The organism is Myxococcales bacterium, from assembly GCA_016720545.1.
Classification (GTDB): Bacteria; Myxococcota_A; Polyangia; order Polyangiales; family Polyangiaceae; genus JAAFHV01.
On the sequence record JADKKK010000001.1, the window covers coordinates 795397 to 811730 of the forward strand.

Annotated in this window: 14 protein-coding genes; 11 read left to right on the top strand and 3 right to left on the bottom strand. The window is 73.1% G+C overall.

The features are described from left to right. Positions 1-429: 429 nt before the first annotated feature. The 7 genes from IPQ09_03315 (at position 430) to mutH (ending at position 7185) form a co-directional block, all read left to right on the top strand. A complete protein-coding gene (locus IPQ09_03315) occupies positions 430-1428 on the top strand; it encodes an NADP-dependent oxidoreductase (GenBank protein ID MBL0193249.1) in 999 nt (332 codons plus the stop codon). A gap of 155 nt (positions 1429-1583) precedes the next feature. Beyond that, positions 1584-1955 carry a hypothetical protein gene (locus IPQ09_03320; protein ID MBL0193250.1) on the top strand — a complete coding sequence of 124 codons (372 nt, stop codon included), beginning with the start codon at positions 1584-1586 and terminating at the stop codon, positions 1953-1955. Then, positions 1904-3274 carry a methyltransferase gene (locus IPQ09_03325; protein ID MBL0193251.1) on the top strand — a complete coding sequence of 457 codons (1371 nt, stop codon included), beginning with the start codon at positions 1904-1906 and terminating at the stop codon, positions 3272-3274. Before IPQ09_03320 ends, IPQ09_03325 begins: the two co-directional genes overlap by 52 nt. 62 nt (positions 3275-3336) lie before the next feature. Beyond that, the gene (locus IPQ09_03330) at positions 3337-4956 is read left to right on the top strand and encodes a hypothetical protein (GenBank protein MBL0193252.1); all 1620 of its coding nucleotides are present in this window, start codon (positions 3337-3339) and stop codon (positions 4954-4956) included. Positions 4957-5034: 78 nt separating this feature from the next. Next, entirely contained in the window at positions 5035-5502 is a 468-nt protein-coding gene (locus tag IPQ09_03335) for a PaaI family thioesterase (GenBank protein ID MBL0193253.1), read from the top strand. After that, complete coding sequence (locus IPQ09_03340; GenBank protein MBL0193254.1) at positions 5465-6472, top strand: hypothetical protein; 1008 nt, start codon at positions 5465-5467, stop codon at positions 6470-6472. The genes IPQ09_03335 and IPQ09_03340 overlap by 38 nt, the downstream gene beginning before the upstream one ends. Next, positions 6469-7185, top strand: a complete 717-nt coding sequence (mutH, locus tag IPQ09_03345) for a DNA mismatch repair endonuclease MutH (GenBank protein ID MBL0193255.1) — start codon at positions 6469-6471, stop codon at positions 7183-7185. The genes IPQ09_03340 and mutH overlap by 4 nt, the downstream gene beginning before the upstream one ends. A 45-nt stretch (positions 7186-7230) precedes the next feature. Here the strand turns inward: mutH and IPQ09_03350 are convergent, their stop codons facing one another. Then, the gene (locus IPQ09_03350) at positions 7231-8007 is read right to left on the bottom strand and encodes a polyphenol oxidase family protein (protein ID MBL0193256.1); all 777 of its coding nucleotides are present in this window, start codon (positions 8005-8007) and stop codon (positions 7231-7233) included. A 24-nt stretch (positions 8008-8031) separates the two neighbouring features. On the opposite strand from IPQ09_03350, the gene IPQ09_03355 reads away from it, so the two are divergent. Beyond that, positions 8032-9252 (top strand): protein kinase, encoded by a 1221-nt coding sequence (locus IPQ09_03355; protein MBL0193257.1) that lies wholly within the window; start codon positions 8032-8034, stop codon positions 9250-9252. After that, positions 9249-9665 (top strand): hypothetical protein, encoded by a 417-nt coding sequence (locus IPQ09_03360; GenBank protein ID MBL0193258.1) that lies wholly within the window; start codon positions 9249-9251, stop codon positions 9663-9665. The genes IPQ09_03355 and IPQ09_03360 overlap by 4 nt, the downstream gene beginning before the upstream one ends. Positions 9666-10296: 631 nt before the next feature. Here the strand turns inward: IPQ09_03360 and IPQ09_03365 are convergent. Beyond that, positions 10297-10575: a hypothetical protein gene (locus IPQ09_03365; GenBank protein MBL0193259.1), complete on the bottom strand. Its 279-nt coding sequence runs from the start codon at positions 10573-10575 to the stop codon at positions 10297-10299. Positions 10576-11603: 1028 nt separating this feature from the next. Between IPQ09_03365 and IPQ09_03370 the strand changes: the two genes are divergently transcribed. Both IPQ09_03370 and IPQ09_03375 read left to right on the top strand, forming a co-directional pair. Beyond that, a complete protein-coding gene (locus tag IPQ09_03370; GenBank protein ID MBL0193260.1) occupies positions 11604-12539 on the top strand; it encodes a hypothetical protein in 936 nt (311 codons plus the stop codon). 313 nt (positions 12540-12852) lie between these two features. Beyond that, positions 12853-15324: a S8 family serine peptidase gene (locus IPQ09_03375; protein ID MBL0193261.1), complete on the top strand. Its 2472-nt coding sequence runs from the start codon at positions 12853-12855 to the stop codon at positions 15322-15324. 18 nt (positions 15325-15342) lie between these two features. On the opposite strand, the gene IPQ09_03380 is transcribed toward IPQ09_03375, so the two are convergent. Next, on the bottom strand, positions 15343-16245 hold the full coding sequence (locus IPQ09_03380) for a prolipoprotein diacylglyceryl transferase (GenBank protein ID MBL0193262.1): 903 nt from the start codon (positions 16243-16245) through the stop codon (positions 15343-15345). Positions 16246-16334 lie beyond the last annotated feature (89 nt).

Here is a 16334-nt window from a genome sequence, read left to right on the forward strand (position 1 = left end):
TCACCTCTCTGTTCTTCGCCATCCCGGGAGGCGGACGTTCGTAGCTTTGCGCCGCGCGACCCCGTCTCGGACGATGGGGCATCCGCTCGGGCGGGTCCGTTTCAGGGCTGGGAGTTGGCCGACCGCGCGGCGCTGAAGGGCGTGGCGGCCCGCGCCGGCCAGCTCGAGGCGTGTCCCCTGCCGTGCGCGGCGTGGCAGTCGCCGGGGTCCACGCCGTGATCAACGTGAGCGAGGCGCATACTTCGTGGGACCGCGACGGGCGTCATGCGGTGCGAGCTCGTGGAGTTTGCGGTGGCGGGTATCTGCATTTTCGTCAGCTACGGCCGGGCGTGGGGGCCCGCGCTACTCGACGGACACCGAGGTGTGGTACCGTGCCCGCACGCGCGTGCGCTGCCCCCCGAAATAGAAGGACGAAGGTCGACGAGGCAGATGAAGGCAGCGCGAATCCACGGCTACGGCGGCCCCCAGGTGCTCGTCATCGACGACGTGCCCCCGCCGCAGTGCGGAGTCGACGACGTGCTGGTGGAGGTGCACGCGTCGTCGGTGAACCCGATCGATTGCAAACTTCGCGCGGGGTCCCAGCGGGGCGCCGTGCGGCTCTCTCTCCCGGCGAGGCTCGGGATGGATGTCTCGGGCGTCGTCGTCGAAGTGGGCAGTCACGTCACCGGGTTCGTGGTGGGCGACGAGGTGTGGAGCTCACCACACCACAAGCGACAGGGCACATACGCCGAGCTCATCGCCATTCGCGCCGACGAGGTCGCGAAGAAGCCTGCGAGCATGACGCACGCGCAGGCCGCCTCGATCCCGCTCGTGGGGCTCACCGCGTGGGCGTGCCTGGTCGACGCGGCGGACCTCAAGGCGGGCGAGAGCGTGCTCATCGAGGCCGGCTCGGGCGGCGTAGGGTGCTTCGCCATCCAGCTCGCCAAGCACCTCGGCGCACACGTCGCGACCACGTGCAGCGGCCGCAACGAGGAGCTCGTGCGAGCGCTCGGGGCGGACACCGTGGTCGACTACACGAAGGAGAGCTTCGACGAGGTGCTCCCCCCGCAGGACGTCGTGCTCGAGGCGATGGGTGGTGACTCGAAACGCCGAGCGTTCAAGGTGCTGAAGCGCGGGGGGAGGCTCGCGTCGATCAACTCCGATCTGCCCGCGCTCGCGAAGAAGTTCGGGCCGAACCTGGGCGTAGTCGCGGCGGGCGGGAAGATCGCGTCGATGATCGTGTGCGGGATGCTCACCCGCGGGGTGAAGGCGCGGCCCGTCATCCGCAAGTGCAGCGGCGAGGATCTGGCCAAGCTGGCGGCGCTGTGTGACGCGGGCCACATCAAGGCCGTGCTCGACCGAACGTTCTCACTCGCCGACATCGCGGAGGCTCACGCCTACAGCGAGACCGGGCGCGCGCGCGGGAAGATCGCCATTCAGGTGCGCTGAGCCGCGCCCCCGAAGCCGGCGCCCGACCACCTCCTTCGGATCAGCGAACATCGGCGTGCGCCTCGCTCGGCGCGCGGCCTCCTGCGACATCACGCGCCCCTGGCCGGGGGCGCCGTGAGCGCGACGCCGGCGCCGCGCTCTGGTAGTGACGCGCCATGCCGCGGCCACCGCTTCTCGAGCGCCTCTCCGATCCTGGCTTCACCCCGGGGCGGCGCGACGTGGCGCCGCTGTGCGCGCTGCTCGTGGGCGAGGACCAGGCGAACGCGAAGCGAGCTGAGGCCGCCCTCGTGCGGGCCGGGGCGGCCGCGACCGTCGGAGTGATCGCGTTCGCCGAGGGGGCGCCCCGGCCCGAGGCGTACCGCGTCGCGAGGCTGCTCGGCGCGCTTGGCGGGGAGCCGGCGCGCGCCTACCTCGCGCGACGTCTCCGAGAGGCCACCGGCAAAGAGCGCCGCTGGGCCGCGACCTCCTCGCGAAGGTGTCACCGACCGACGCCGAGGGTCCGCTGCTCGACGCGCTCGACGCGCTAGGCAAGGCCGGCGAGGCCGGCGACGTCGCCCGCGGGGAGGACGTGCGCGCGTTCGTTCAAGCGCTCGGCAAGGTGGGTGGGCGGGCCACGCTGCGCGCGCTCGATCGTGTGACGACCCCCGATCCCGAGACCGCGCGCGTCGTGGAGAAGGCGCGGCTCCTCGTCACGCGGACGGCCTCGCGCGGCGAAACGCGCGGCGCCGTTGGGCCCGCGTTCGATCTCGAGGCGCCGCGAGACGCGCGTGGCCGCGTGTCGCTGCGGTTCACGTGCCGGGAGGGGCTCGAGAGCGTGCTCGCCGAAGAGCTCGGCGCGTGCGGGCCGCGAACGCAGGTGATGTACACCGGACGCGGGTTCGTGTCGGTCGTGCACACGGGGCCGCTGCGCGAGGTGCTCGCGGCCCGCACGGCGCTGTCGCTCGCCTTCGAGCTCGACGCCTACTCGCCGCCGACCGAGGCGCCCGACGGCGGCCTGCCCGCGCGCGTGGCGGCCTTCCTCACGTCGCCCGCGGTCCTCGAGGTGGTGGCGACGGAGGGGCACGGGCGCGGCGGCAAGGCGCGCTTTCGCCTCGTGCTCACGAGCGAAGGCTACGGGCGGGCGGCGGTGTTCGAGGTGGCTCGACGTGTCGCCGCTTCGGGGGCGCCGCTCTTGAACGATCCTACGGAGAGCGACTGGTCGTTCACGGTGAGCGAGCGCGGAGACCGACTGGCGGCGCTGCTCGAGCCGAAGAACGTGCAATCTGCACGATTTAGCTACCGCACCCGCGACGTGCCCGCCGCGTCGCACCCCACGGTCGCCGCGGCGATCGCGCGGCTGTCGGCGCCGCGCCCCGACGACGTCGTGTGGGATCCGTTCTGCGGCTCCGGGCTCGAGCTCATCGAGCGGGCGCGCCTCGGGCCGGCGCGCGCGCTCGTAGGCACCGACGTCGACCCGCGCGCGATCGATGCCGCGCTCGAGAACGCCCGCGGCGCAGGCGTCACCGTCGACGTCCGGCAGGGCGACGCCCGCGAGGTGCCCTGCCCGGCCGGCCTGACGACCGTGCTCACGAACCCGCCGCTCGGCCGGCGCGTGCTGCCGGGGGAGCACGAGGCGCTGCTGGTCGACATGCTCCGGCGAGTCGGCGCGGCGCTCGCGCCGGGCGGGAGGCTCGTGTGGGTCTCCCCGTCGCGGCGGCTCGACGCGGTGGCGGACGCGGCGGGCCTCGCCCTCCAGCGGGCGTTCGACGTCGATCTCGGCGGCTTTCGAGGCCGCCTCGAGATCCGGGTGAAGCCGGGCGCGGCACCTCCTGCGGCCTACAAGGGGCGGCGGAGAGGGCCGCGCTGAGCTCACGGGCCGGCCACCCTGCCTGTTGGCACGGTGGGGGCCCCGTGCGACGATGCGGGAACATGACCACGTGCTCGAAGTGCCACGCCGAGCTCATCGGCGTGAGGAAGTTTTGCTCTGCGTGCGGGACGCCGGTCGCGGACGCGCCCGCCCCGTCGAGCCCGACCTCGGACGTCATCAGCGTGGGGCGTGTCGGCGGCGACGTCGACCCGCTCGCCCGCACGGCCATGCCGGACAGCCAGGCGCCGCTGGCGACGCCGCCCCAGAGCGCCCTCGAGGCGCTCGGACAGACGTCGCCGCAGTCGCCGATCGCGAAGCGCCCGGTGAACGCCACCGTGCCCCTCACGGCGATGCCCCACTTGCTCGCCAAGTTCGGTCCTCCGCCGGCCGCCACGCCCGCTCAGCCCGAGGCGCCCGCCCCTCCCGCGCCTGCGCCTCCACCCCCGCAGCCCGCCGCGCCGTCTCCGCTCGCCGTCACGACCGACCCGAGAGACCTGCCCGGGCCCCCGCCGACCGCCCCCTCCGGGCCTGCAGCCGCCGCGCGCGCCCCCGCGGTCGAGCCCGCCTTCTCCATGCTCGGCACGACGCCCGATCCCTATGTCCCAGTGCCGCCGCCGCCGAGCTTCTCGGGAGCGGCGCTCGCGGCCACCTTCCCGGAGGGAGCGCCCTCGCCGCCCCTCACGGGGGGCCCCGCGGGACCGCTGGGCGCGGAGGCCGCAGCGCCGTCCGCGGCGCCCGCTCCAGCGCCGGCCCACGCGGGCCTCGCCGTGGGGCACCCCATTCATCCGTCGGTGCAGCAGCCGCCGACTCCCCAGGCGTCACCCGCCCCTGCGCCCCCGGCGGTCGGCGCGATCCCGGCGACCGCTGCCTCGTACGGCCAGCACCAGGTGGCGCCCTACGCGGACTCCGCGCAAGTGGCCCATCCGTATCCCCCACAGGCCGGCGCGACGTCCAATCCGTACGGCGCGCCGGTAGACGCGCACGCGAGCGCGACCCCCTACGGGCAGGCGCAGCCGGCCGCCGCGAATCCGTACGCTCAGCCGGAGCCGCCCGCCAACCCCTATGGTCAGGCCCAAGCGCCAGCCGCCAACCCCTATCAGGCCCAAGCGCCAGCCGCCAACCCCTACGCTCAGGCGCAGGCGCCGGCCGCGAACCCCTACGCCCAGGCGCAGCCGGCGGCAGCCGCCGCGAACCCGTACGCGCAACCCCAGCAACCCGCGAGCCCCTATGCGCAGGGTCCGCTCGGAAACCCCCTCGCGCAGCAGCCCGCCAGCTCCTACAACTACGCGCCGATCGGCAACCCGCTGGGCCAGCAACCCTCGGCCTCGTACGGGCAGGCGCCCGCGCAGCAGCCGGCCTATGGCCAGCAGCAGCCGGCCTTTGGGCAACAGCAGCCGGCCTTTGGGCAACAGCAGCCGGGCTATGGCCAGCAGCAGCCGGCCTATGGGCAACAGCAGCCGGCCTATGGGCAACAGCCCTACACCCCCCCCCCCCAACAGGGGTACGGCGGCGCCGCGGCGGCGTATGGCTCGTTCCTGCCAGGCATGAACGTGTCCGTGATGTGGGCGAACGGCAACCGCTACCCGGGGGTCGTGCAGCAGGTCCAAGGCGCGCAGGTGTTCGTCGTCTTCCAAGACGGCCAGTCCCAGTGGATCGACGCGCAGTACGTGTCGCCGGCGTGAGCCCGTGAACCTCGAAGTGAGCCCACGAGGGGCGAACCAAGGTCGAGGGCGACCACGAGCCGGAAGCGAGGTATCGCCATGAAGCTCTCCGAGCTCGCTCGGGTGATGGAGGAGCTCATCCCCTTCAATCGGTTCCTTGGCATTCGGTGCGAGGAGGTGCGCGAGGGCTACGCCCGCCTTCGGATCCCCTTCCGCGCCGAGCTCGTCGGCGATCCGATGCGGCCCGCGCTCCACGGGGGCGTGCTGTCCACGCTCGCCGACACGGCAGGCGGCGCGGCCGTGTGGACGGGCCTGCGCGACGCTCGCGGCCGGGTCTCGACCATCGATCTCCGCATCGACTACCTTCGCCCCGCGCGGCTCGCCGACCTCGTGTGCGAGGCCACGGTCGTGCGCCAAGGCAACCGCGTGGGCGTGGCCGACATGCGCCTCTACCACCCGCCCGCGGCCCCGCCGGCGGGTGAGCCCGAACAGGCCCCGGACACCATCGCGACGGGAAAAGGCGTCTACAATGTCACGCTCTCTCGCGACCAGCCTCGGGCGCGCTGAGATCGGCCACGGCCGACCGATCGGGGCGCGCGCGACCGCGATGTTCGCGGCGACCCTGACGACCGGGGCCCTGCTCGCCGGCTGCGCGAGCGACGCCCCGACGCGCGTGCCGACGCGCGCGGCGCCCGAGGTGGTGGCGACGAGCGACGAGAGCTTCGTTCTCCAGGCGAGCGCATACGTGGAGCTGCACCTGTGGCTCATCGAGCTCGCGGCGCGCCCGTCGCTGCGCGCGCCCGCGGAGCTCGCGCGCGCCCGTGAGGCGTACACCGTGGTGCTCGACGCCGCCGACACCGACGCGCTCGCGAGCCGCACCACCCGGGAGCTGTCGGGCTGCGGGTCGGCCGCGTGCGCCCAGGCGGCGCTGCGCGGAGCTCGCCTCGACGAGGTCTTCTCAGCGGCGTTGCCCTGGTTTTTGGCGCGAGCGTGGCCCAAGATCCTCGCGCGCACCGATCTCGCACGGGCCCGTCTGCGAGCGAGCCTGCCGGAGACCTTCCCTAGGCTGCTCACGGAGGTGGTGGCGGCCGTCGACGCGCGCGCTCCAGGTCGCACCTTCCGACTCGATGTGGTCCACGCCGATCCGCGGTACCGAGGCTCCCCCCTCGCCCCGCTCGCCCTCGAGGACACGTCGCCGTGCCTGCGAGGCCGCGAAGAAGACAGGCCCGAGGCGATCGCGTGCGCGCTCTTCCAGGTCGCGCTCGACGTCCGCGACGACAGCACCCTCTTCCGACGGCTCGAGCGGGCAGCGGGCCGTGAGCCGGGCGCCCGGGCTCGCGCGCGGCGCCTCTACTCGCTGGCGGCGGCGCACGCGGTGCGCGTGGCGACGCGCGCGGCGACCGGCACGAGCCGCGAGGGCTTCACGGCGAGCCTGCTCGACCCCGAGCCCGAGGCGGCGATCTACCTCGCGCGCCACTACGCGGAGCGCGCGACCCCTCGGTTTCTCGAGGACCTCGACAAGGCCACGTCCCGATGAGCCCGACGCGCCCTCCGACCGCGACGAGCCGACCGGCGACGCCGCGCTCGGAGGCCGAGCTCCGCGCGCGCGCGGAGGCGCTCGCGGGACACGATCTGGGCGCGCTGGCCGACGCGCTGGGGGTGGTGATCCCGGGCGACCCGCGGAGGACCAAGGGCAAGTGGGGTGAGCTGCTCGAGCGAGCGCTGGGCGCGACGGCAGGTTCCCGCAGCGAGCCCGACTTCCCGCACTTGGGCGTCGAGCTGAAGACGGTGCCGATGCGCGCCGACGGGCGGGCGATCGAGTCGACCTACGTGTGCCGAATCGACCTCGCGCGGGCCGAGGAGCTCGAGTGGGAGACGTCGGCCGCGCGGCGCAAGCTCCTACGCGTTCTCTGGATCCCGCTGCTCGCGGCCGACGCCGACTGGCGCAGGCGGCGCATCGGGACGCCGCGACTGTGGAGCCCTACGCCCGAACAAGAGGCCGCGCTCCGGACCGACTTCGACGAGATCATCGGCGCGCTGGCGACCGGGCGGGTCGAGGAGATCACCGCGCGATGGGGCCGCGTCATGCAGGTGCGACCGAAGGCGGCGACGGGCAAGAAGACCTTCGTCACGACCACCGCCGACGGCGACCTGGTCGCCACCGTGCCCAAGGGCTTCTACCTTCGGGCGCGGTTCGTCAGCGCGCTCATCGCCGATCCGCGGGCGCTCGTAGCCACCTCGCCGAGGTAAATCGGCGCGTCGGCGTCCATCACGATCCGCAACTTCACCGAGCGGCTACCGAACGCGTGGGGAAATCGCCGCCAGCATGCGCCCGCTCGCCGCGCCGTCACGCCGAAACGAGTGGTACCGGGGCACGCCTTCGGCGCGCGCGCACTGAGCGCAGCCACCCACGTCGTCGATCGCCTCCGCGGCGAGCCCCGCGGCGCGGAGCTGCGCGCGCGCGGCGAGGCGCAGATCGACCTTGGCCTTCCCCTCGCCGTAGCGGGTCGTGATCACGCCGGGCTCGGAGGCCGCTCGCGCGATCGCGTCCGCGATGCCCTCGGTCACCTCGAAGCAGCATGCGCCGATGTGCGGCCCGATCGCCGCGAGGTGGCCGCCACCGGGCGCCAGGCGGCGGAGGGCCTCGACCGCCACGCCGATCACGCCCGCCTCGATGCCGCGCCACCCGGCGTGGATCGCGGCGACCGCGCCGGAGCGCTCGCACCCGACCAGGATCGGCACGCAGTCGGCGACGCGTACGCCCACGGCCGCGCGCGCGTCGGCCTGGGGGGCCCCGGGGAGCGCGACGACGGCGTCGCCTTCGAGCGCCAGGAAGGCCACCGGATCGCCGGCCGCGAGGTCGGCGACGTGGGTCGCCGTCCCGTGCACCTGCCGCACCGAGAAGAGCCGGCCGGCGTCGAATCCAACCACTCCACCTATCATCCTGATATTTCTGACCAATTCATCCGACGAACGCGCGAGCGCCGCGTCCGCGCCGGCCCCCGAGAACCCGTGGACGAACCCCGCGCGGTCCAGGACCTCGCTCCGTTCGACGATGACGGAAGGCCGCATGCCGATTCGTGGTATCACGGCAGCATGTCTGCTCAGGACCCTTTCATCGGGAGGGACATCCTCGACGGCCAGTTCCAGATCCTCCAGAAGATCGGGAAGGGCGGCATGGGCGCCGTCTACAAGGCGGTGCAGCCGGCGATGAACCGCATGGTGGCGGTGAAGATCCTCCACCCCAAGTTCACGACCCGCCGCGACCTCGCGTCTCGGTTTCGACGGGAGGCTCGCGCGATGAGCCACCTCACGCACCCGAACACGGCGAAGGTCTTCCTCTACGGCGAGCTCGACGACGGGTCGCTCTACATCGTGATGGAGCTGCTCGAGGGGAAGAACATGAACCAGACCGTGCGGTCGGAGGGCCCGATGCCCCTCGACCGCGCGGTCGCCATCCTGCGCCAGGTGTGCGCGGCGCTCGCGGAGGCGCACGCGGCCGGCATCATTCACCGCGACCTCAAGCCCGAGAACGTCTTCCTCTGCCAGCAGGCGGGCATGAAGGACTACGCGAAGGTCCTCGACTTCGGCCTCGCCAAGGTCACCGAGCGCGAAATGCGGCCCGGGTCGATCGCGCTCACCCAAGAGGGCATGGTCTTCGGCACGCCCGAGTTCATGAGCCCCGAGCAGGCGCAGGGCAAGAAGCTCACCGCCGTGAGCGACATCTACTCGCTCGCGGTCATCCTGTACGAGGCGCTCACGGGGAAGCTCCCGTTCGATGCCAAGAGCGGCATGGAGTTCATCCAGCACCACGTCATGACCAAGCCGCTCACGCTCGCGCAGCGGGCGCCGAACCGCACGTTCCCGCCGCTGCTCCAGGCGGTGTTCGACAAGGCGCTCGAGAAGGACCCGGCGAAGCGGTTCCCGACCGCGCTCGAGTTCTCGAACGCCCTCGACGCCGTGCTCGCAGGCGGCACGGAGCTGCCGGCCTCGGTCGCGCCCCCGGTCGCCGCGCAGGCGCCTAGATCGGCGGCGCCCAACTCGGCACCGCAATCGCAGCAGCCGGCGGCGTCGCAGGGCGCGCCACAGTCGCAGAAGCCGCCGTCGCACCAGCCCCACTCCGCACGACCCCCGCCGTCTGCGGGACCGCACTCGGCGCCAGCCCCGAGCAGCTCGCTGCCGCGCGAGTCACTCGACTCACCGGTGTCGCTTCCCACCTCCGCGCCGCCAGTCAAGATGCTCGCGGTGGTCGCCGTCACGTTCCTGCTCGTCGGCGCGCTCATGGCGGTCGTCGCGATGCGGCTGCTCGCGAAGTGACCCGCGGCGCCGCGCTGTCGGAGCGGGCGCGACGGACGCTCGGCGGGTACTTCACGACCCTCGCCGCGCTCGTCGGGGTGGGGGTCTTTCGCGGCCTGCCGGTGCGGGACGTGTGGGTGGACACCCTGGCCGCGGCGCTCTGCGGGGCGCTCGCGGTCGCGGCGGCGGGCCTGCTCGCGCGCGCCAAGTGGCGTGAGCGATTCGCGCGCGCGGTCGCCTGGAGCGTCCTCGCCGTGGGCCTCGTCACCGTAGCCGCGCTCGCCCTCACCGCGAGCCATATCGCCGGCCTCTATGGCCCCGTGGGGAGCGGCGGGGCGCTCATCTTCGGGCTCGTCGCGGCCCTGCTCGTCCCCTACCTCATCGTCGCTCCGGCGCTCGCCGTGCACTGGCTCTCGCGCAGGCGGCCACGGTGAGCGACGGGCGGCTCGCCGGCGTGCTGCTGGGCTATGGGCTCGCGCTGACGGTCGCGAGCGCCGCGGTCTACGGGCGCGCGCGGCTGCGCCCCACTGCGCCGGCGGACGCGACCGTCGTCACGAGCACCTGGCGACGCGGCGAGCTGGTCGGGAGAGCGTCGTCGCGCGGCGACGTGGCCGGGGCGGCGAGCGCGCTATCGGTCGACACGGTGCGCGAGGTCGTCGTGGCCGAGGGGCCGGTGTCGACCGAGCCCCGCCTCTTCGCGCTCGCCCTGCTCCCCGGCAAGGACGGCGTGCGCGCGCGCCTCGACGGGCGCGAGGCGATCGTCACCGTGGACGACCTGCTCCGGGTGTCGGCCTACGAGCACGCGTACGCCGATCCCCACACCGGCATCGGCTTCGGCACCGATCCCGAGCTCACGTTCGCGCTCCTCGCCGAGCGCCTCGGCGTCCCGGTCGCCGAGGTGCGCGCGCGGGCGGAGCTCACTCGCCTGCGGTTCCGGCGCGACGTCGCGCCGGAGCGCGCCTCACCTCGCCCCGCGACGGCGGCCGAGCTCACGACCGGCTTGGCGCGTCGCGCGGTGCTCGAGCTCGCGCTCCACCTCGCGAAGCTCGTCGATACGCGTGGATACTACAAGTACCTCGTGCGCGCGGTGACGAACGAGGCCGACGGCTCGTACAGCTGGCCGAGGCACGCCGGCGCGACGTTCTTTCTCGCGCAGGCCGCCGGGATCACGAGGGAGCCCGCCGTCGTGGCCGCGGCCCAGCGAGCGGCGGCGCTCCTCCGCGACGGAGTGTTCGCCGACTGCGGCGCGAACCGGTGCGTCGCGCTCGAGCCGGTCGCAGAGGTGGGGTCTTCGGCGCTCGCCATCCTCGCGTTCGCCGCGCTCGACGAGAGCGGCTTCGACACCGGCTACCGGGCTTCGGTCGCCTCTCTCGCACGGTTCTTGCGCGACCAACAGCGCCCGGACGGGGAGTTTCGGCATTTCTATGACCGCCGCGCGCGCGCGCCGATCGACCAGCAGGTGCTCTACTACTCGGGCGAGGCCACCCTCGCGCTCGCGAAGGCCTACGAGCTCAACCACGACCCCGCGGATCTCGCCGCAGCGACGCGCGGGAGCGCACGCCTCGGCCGGAGCTGGGAGTTCTTCGGCAGTCAGTACTACTTCGGCGAGGAGCACTGGACATGCCAGGCCGCGGCCGAGCTCGCGCTCATCTCCCCCGAAGCCACGCGCGACGTCGCCAACCCGCGGAGCGCGCTGTCTCTCTGCGCGCGCTGGCACCGGTACACGCGCGCCATCCAATACGGCCCCGGAGAGACCCCGTTCGACGCGGAGGGTGGCTTCGGGGTTGGACCGCTCATTCCGCCCCGTGTGACCGCCGCGGCGAGCCGCGCGGAGGCTGCAGGGGCCCTCATCGCCGCGCTTCGGCAGACGGCTCCCGCACACCCGGACCTGCCCGCGCTCGAGGACGAGCTGAAGCGTGCGCTCGCGTTCATCCTCCGGCGCCGGCTCGGGCGCGAGGTCGAGCACTTGTTCGTGTCGCCGCAGGACACGGTCGGGCGTCTCCCAGGCGACGACGTCGACTGGCAGCTCCGCATCGACTACGAGCAACACGCCGGGAGCGCGCTCGTGCGGTGGATCGCGCTGCACGAAGTGAGCCTCGCGTTCGCCATCGCGCCGCCGCATACTGGGGCGTGCCCAACGACCTGCCGCCCGCCGCCCAACTCGACCGCCGCGACCGCTCTCCACGGGCTCGCTCGCCGCGCTCGCCGCGCTCGTCTCGCTCGCCTCGCTCGTCTCGCTCGCCACGCTGGTCGGCGGTGCGTCCTCCGCGTGCTCGACGTCCGCGCCCGCGGGCGGCGACGCAGGGCTCACCGCGACCGACGCCGGCGACGCGGGCGGGGCCTGCGGAGAGAAGCCGAAGCCCCTGGCGTTCGTGAAGTCGACCGCGAGCTACCCTCTCGACGCGACCCTCCGCATGAACCACCTCCAGGCGAAGGCGACGCACAACAGCTACCACGTGCAGCCCACCTCCGACCTCGTCGACTGGGCCTACTCCCACGCGCCGCTCGCCGAGCAGCTCGACAAGCAGGGAGTGCGCAGCTTCGAGCTCGATCTTCACTGGGACGACGAGTGCCAGCGCTACGAGGTGTTCCACATCGGCCTGCTCGACGACCGCACGACCTGTCGCGTGTTCACCGACTGCCTCCTCGCGCTCCGCGGCTGGTCCTCCGCCCACCCGGGGCATCACCCGATTTTCATCCACCTGGAGCCCAAGTTCGCCTCCAGCGCCGCCAACGATGCGCGTATCGCCGCGATGGAGGGCGAGATCCTCTCCGTGTTCGAGCGGCCGTGGCTCGTCACGCCAGACGACGTGCGCGGAGCCTCGCCGACCCTCGCCGCCGGCGTCGCGGCGCGCGGCTGGCCCACCCTCGGCGAGGCGCGCGGGCGCTTCCTCTTCTACCTCAACGACACCGGCGGCTTCCGCGACAGCTACACCCGCGGAAAGAAGAACCTGGACGGACGCCTCGTGTTCGCCGAGTCGAGCTTCGACGATCCCTTCGCTGCCTTGATGATCTTGAACGACCCTATCGCCAGCGCCGCGGACATCAAGAAGGCGCTCGCGGCGGGCTACATCGTGCGCACACGCGCCGACTCGAGCCCCGCGACGGCACGCGCCAACAACACTGCGCAGCGCGAGGCTGCGCTGGCGAGCGGCGCGCAGCTCGTGAGCACCGACTTCCCTGCCCCCGTGGCGGGGCTGTCGTACTCGGTGGTCATCCCCGGAGGGATCCCTTCGCGCTGCTCGCCCGGCGCGCCCCCGGGCTGCACGCCGGAGGCCATCGAGGATCCGGCGAAGCTCGCGAAGTAGACGAGCGCGCGCGTGCGTCCGACGGTGCGGTCGGCCGTCCGCGAGCCCGACCACCCCGTGCACTCTGCATTTGTTCGAGCTGCGCGCGGCGCGCGGGGTAGCTCGGCCGAAGGAACCCCGTGGGGACCCCGCAGGGGCTGCTAGCTAGAGCGCCGAACGGCTTGATTCGGTCGGCTTTTCGCCGATTTACGTCGCCGTACTTCGTTGCTCCTCCTCGCCTAGCAGCAGTAGGACTCGTCGTCGCGCCTCGCACGGCTCGCAACTCGGCGAAAATCCTCGGTCGTCAAGCGGTTCGGCGCTCTAGGATGCCCGAATGCCTCGACTCCGGCGGCGCCCTCGGCTCGGCGCCGGTCTCCTCCTGCTCGCCCTCACGCTCGGCGGCGCCGGCGCGGCGCACGCAGACACCCCCAACGGGCCCGCGCTGCTGCGCGTGCTCGGGGACCGCGCAGAGGCGACGCTCGCGCCGGGCTCGGGTGTGGTCTCTGGCCTCGTCGAGCTGCCACCCGGCAGCACCGCGGCGAGCCTCGGGCTGCGCGAGGCGACCCCCGGCCTCGCGTGGCTCACGGGGCGCCGCGCGATCCTGGCGTTCGCCGCGGCCCACCCGCGTGTCCGCGTCGAGGTGGCTCCGACGCTGCACCTCCTGAACGACCGAGTCGGCCTCGTCACCCGCTCGCGGGCCGCGAACCTCGCCGGGGCGGACGGCACCGGCACCCTCATCGGCGTCGCCGACACCGGCGCCGACCTCACGCACCCCGACTTCCTCGCGGCCGACGGGACCACACGCGTCGAGTGGATGCTCGATCTTTCGCGGAAGCCGCGGGGGGTGCACGCCGCGCTCGAGGCGGAGTTCGGTGTACGCGACGAAGGCGGCGCTCTCGTCGCCGGCGCGGTGTACTCGAAGGCCGACATCGACGACATCCTCGCGAGGCGCGCGGCGGCGGATCTACCGACCGACGACATCGGGCACGGCTCGCACGTGACCGGCATCGCCGCGGGTGGCGGCGGCGCGGGCAAGCTCGCAGGAGTCGCGCCGAAGGCCGGTATCGTCTCGGCGCGCATCACCCGGCCCGGCACCGACTCGATCGACAACGACGACCTCGTGCGCGCGGTGGGCTTCATGTTCGCCGTCGGTACGCGGATGAAGAGACCCGTCGCCGTGAACCTGTCGCTCGGTAGCGACTTCGGCCCGCACGACGGTTCGATGCTATGGGAGCGCGCCGTCGCGTCCTTCGTTGGCCCGAGCCAGCCTGGGCGCGTGATCGTCGCGGCGGCGGGCAACAGCGGCTCGGTCGCGGAGCTGCCCATCCACCAGAGCGTGCACGTTCCGGCGCGCGGGGTGGTCCGGGTCCCTGTGCGTTCGCCGGCGGCGAGCGGCGGCTCCGTGCAAGTGTGGGCGTCGTTCCGCGGACGCGGCAGCGTCTCCGTCGGCCTCGATCTCCCCACCGGCACGTGGCTCGCGCCGGTGGCCGAAGGCACCGATCAGGGCCGGCGCGAGGGGTCCTTCCGCGCGGGCATCGTGAACGGCTCGGCGCCCGCCGACTCGCCCGTGCCCGTGGGCCACCGGGGCGCGGTGGTCGTATGGACCGGCGCGTGGCCCGCAGGCGTGTACTCCATCGTCCTCGCGAACGGGGCGGACACGCCCACGAACGTCGAGCTCTACCTCCAGTCCTTGGGCGGCCACGCCGGTGGCGACGACGTGCCGCGCTTCGAGAACGGCGTCCGCGAGGGCACGATCAACCTGCCCGCCGCGCACCCTTCCATCATAGGTGTAGGATGCACGGTCAACCGCACGCGCTGGACGAGCGGGACGGGATCGAACGTGGGCCTCACCGTCCCTCGCACCGACCCGCTGGGCCTGCTCCCCACGGGGGAAGAGCCCCGCGCGCTGGTCGACGGCGAGGTGTGCTGGTTCTCGAGCGCCGGTCCGAACTCGAACGGAGTGCCCAAGCCGGAGATCGCGGCGCCGGGCGGCGTGGTGGCGTCGACCGCCTCACACCAGGCGCCGGTGGGCTCGCTGCGCAGCATCTTCACGACGTCTTCGTGCCCGCCGCGGGGGGGGAGCCCCGATCCGAGCTGTCTGCTGGTGGATTCGGATCACGGAGTGAGCTCCGGCACGTCGATGGCGTCCCCTATCGTCACTGGCGTCGCCGCGCTGCTCCTCCAGCGGGATCCCACGCTGACGCAGGACAAGGTCGCGGCCCTGCTGCAAGCCGGCGCGCACCCGTTCCGTGGCCCCGCGCCATTTCAAGACCAGAACGGCCCCGGCGAGGTCGACGCCCTCGGCTCACTCGACGCCCTGGAGCGCAGCCGCGATCCGCGCGCGTTCATGCCCAGCGCGCGCGCGAGCTGGATGGCGCTGAGCTCCGACTACGTCCCCGCGGACGGCTCGCGCGACATCACCGCGATCCTCGAGCTCCGAACGGCCGACGGGGTCTCGCGCGCCGACCTCTTCGACCTCCAGCGGCTCGCGGGCGTGGTGACCATCGAGGGGACACCGCAGAGCGTGGGCCCCGTGACGCGGCGGGCCCCGGGCCTCTATAGCTTCGTGTTCCAGCTGGGCTCGAGCGGCCTCGGGCTGAAGCACGCGACCTTCGGCGCCACGTTCGACGGCGCCCCCATCGTGCCGTATCGCGCGCTGCCCATCGCCACGGACACGTGGAACGCGGGGTACCCGAGCCGCCTCTCCGGCGGCTGCGCCACGACCCGCGGAGCCCCCGCGGGCGGGACCCTCGTCGCGCTCGGGATGGTCCTCGTGGGGCTCGCCGTCGCGCGGCGGCGCCGCTGACCTCGCGTAGCGCCGCCGTCAGGGCTCGCCGCGCGGGAGCGGTGGACCACCGGGCGCCTCGGCCACGGCCAGGCGGCGCGCGCGAACGGCGAGGTACACCCCGAGCGCGACGACCGCCACCGACCAGTACTGCGCGAACGTGAGCCCGAGGTACCGCAGCTCGGCGTCGGGCCCCTCTTGGACGCGGAGGGTGTCGAAGAAGAAGCGCGCGGTGCCGTAGAGCCCGCACGCGATCGCGGTGAGCACACCGGGGCGGAAGCGCTTCTTCCAGAGCGAGGCCATCACCACCGCGATCACGGTCAGCGCCATGCACTCGATGAGGCCCAGGTCGAAGCGGGTGGTGCTCCCGCCCGTCACGACGTGGAGCGGCCCGAACACGTGGTGGACTCCGTCGTTCTCGTCGAGCGGCCACTGCAGCGCGAACGGGTGACCCGGCCGCGTGAACCTGCCCGGGTGGTCGTGCACGAGGGCGCAGCCGAGCCTACCTATCGCGAACGGGATGGCTCCGACGGCCATGTTCACGTCCGCATAGGGCAAGAGCGGAATCGGGCTCTCTCTGCGCGTCACCCGCACTCGCAGCCCGGCGCGGGTGAAGTCGTAATACTTCCAGACCGCGGCGGCGCCGAGGGCGCCGACGAACGCGCCGGTGGAGCTCAGGCCGTACCAGAAGAACAGGAGCTTCCACGGGTGCGCGAGCAGCTCCTCCGGGTGATAGAAGATCAGGTCGATCCAGTGGCCGCCGTAGAACCCTCCGGCGAGGCACGCGACGAGAAACTCGCTGAAGAGCTTCTCGTCGAGCCCGACCTTTTTCGCTCTCCACGCCGTGAGGGCGTTACCCGCGAAGAACGCGACCATCATGCACAGGCCAAACGGGCTGAAGGGGCCGAGCTTGGAGGCGTCGATGAAGACGAACGGGAGCATCGGGCCACCGGGCTATCACGCCTGGGCCGCCGCGGCATCCTCGCGTGCGACGACCTCCAGGTTTCGGCCCCCGTGTGTGCCCGTGTCAG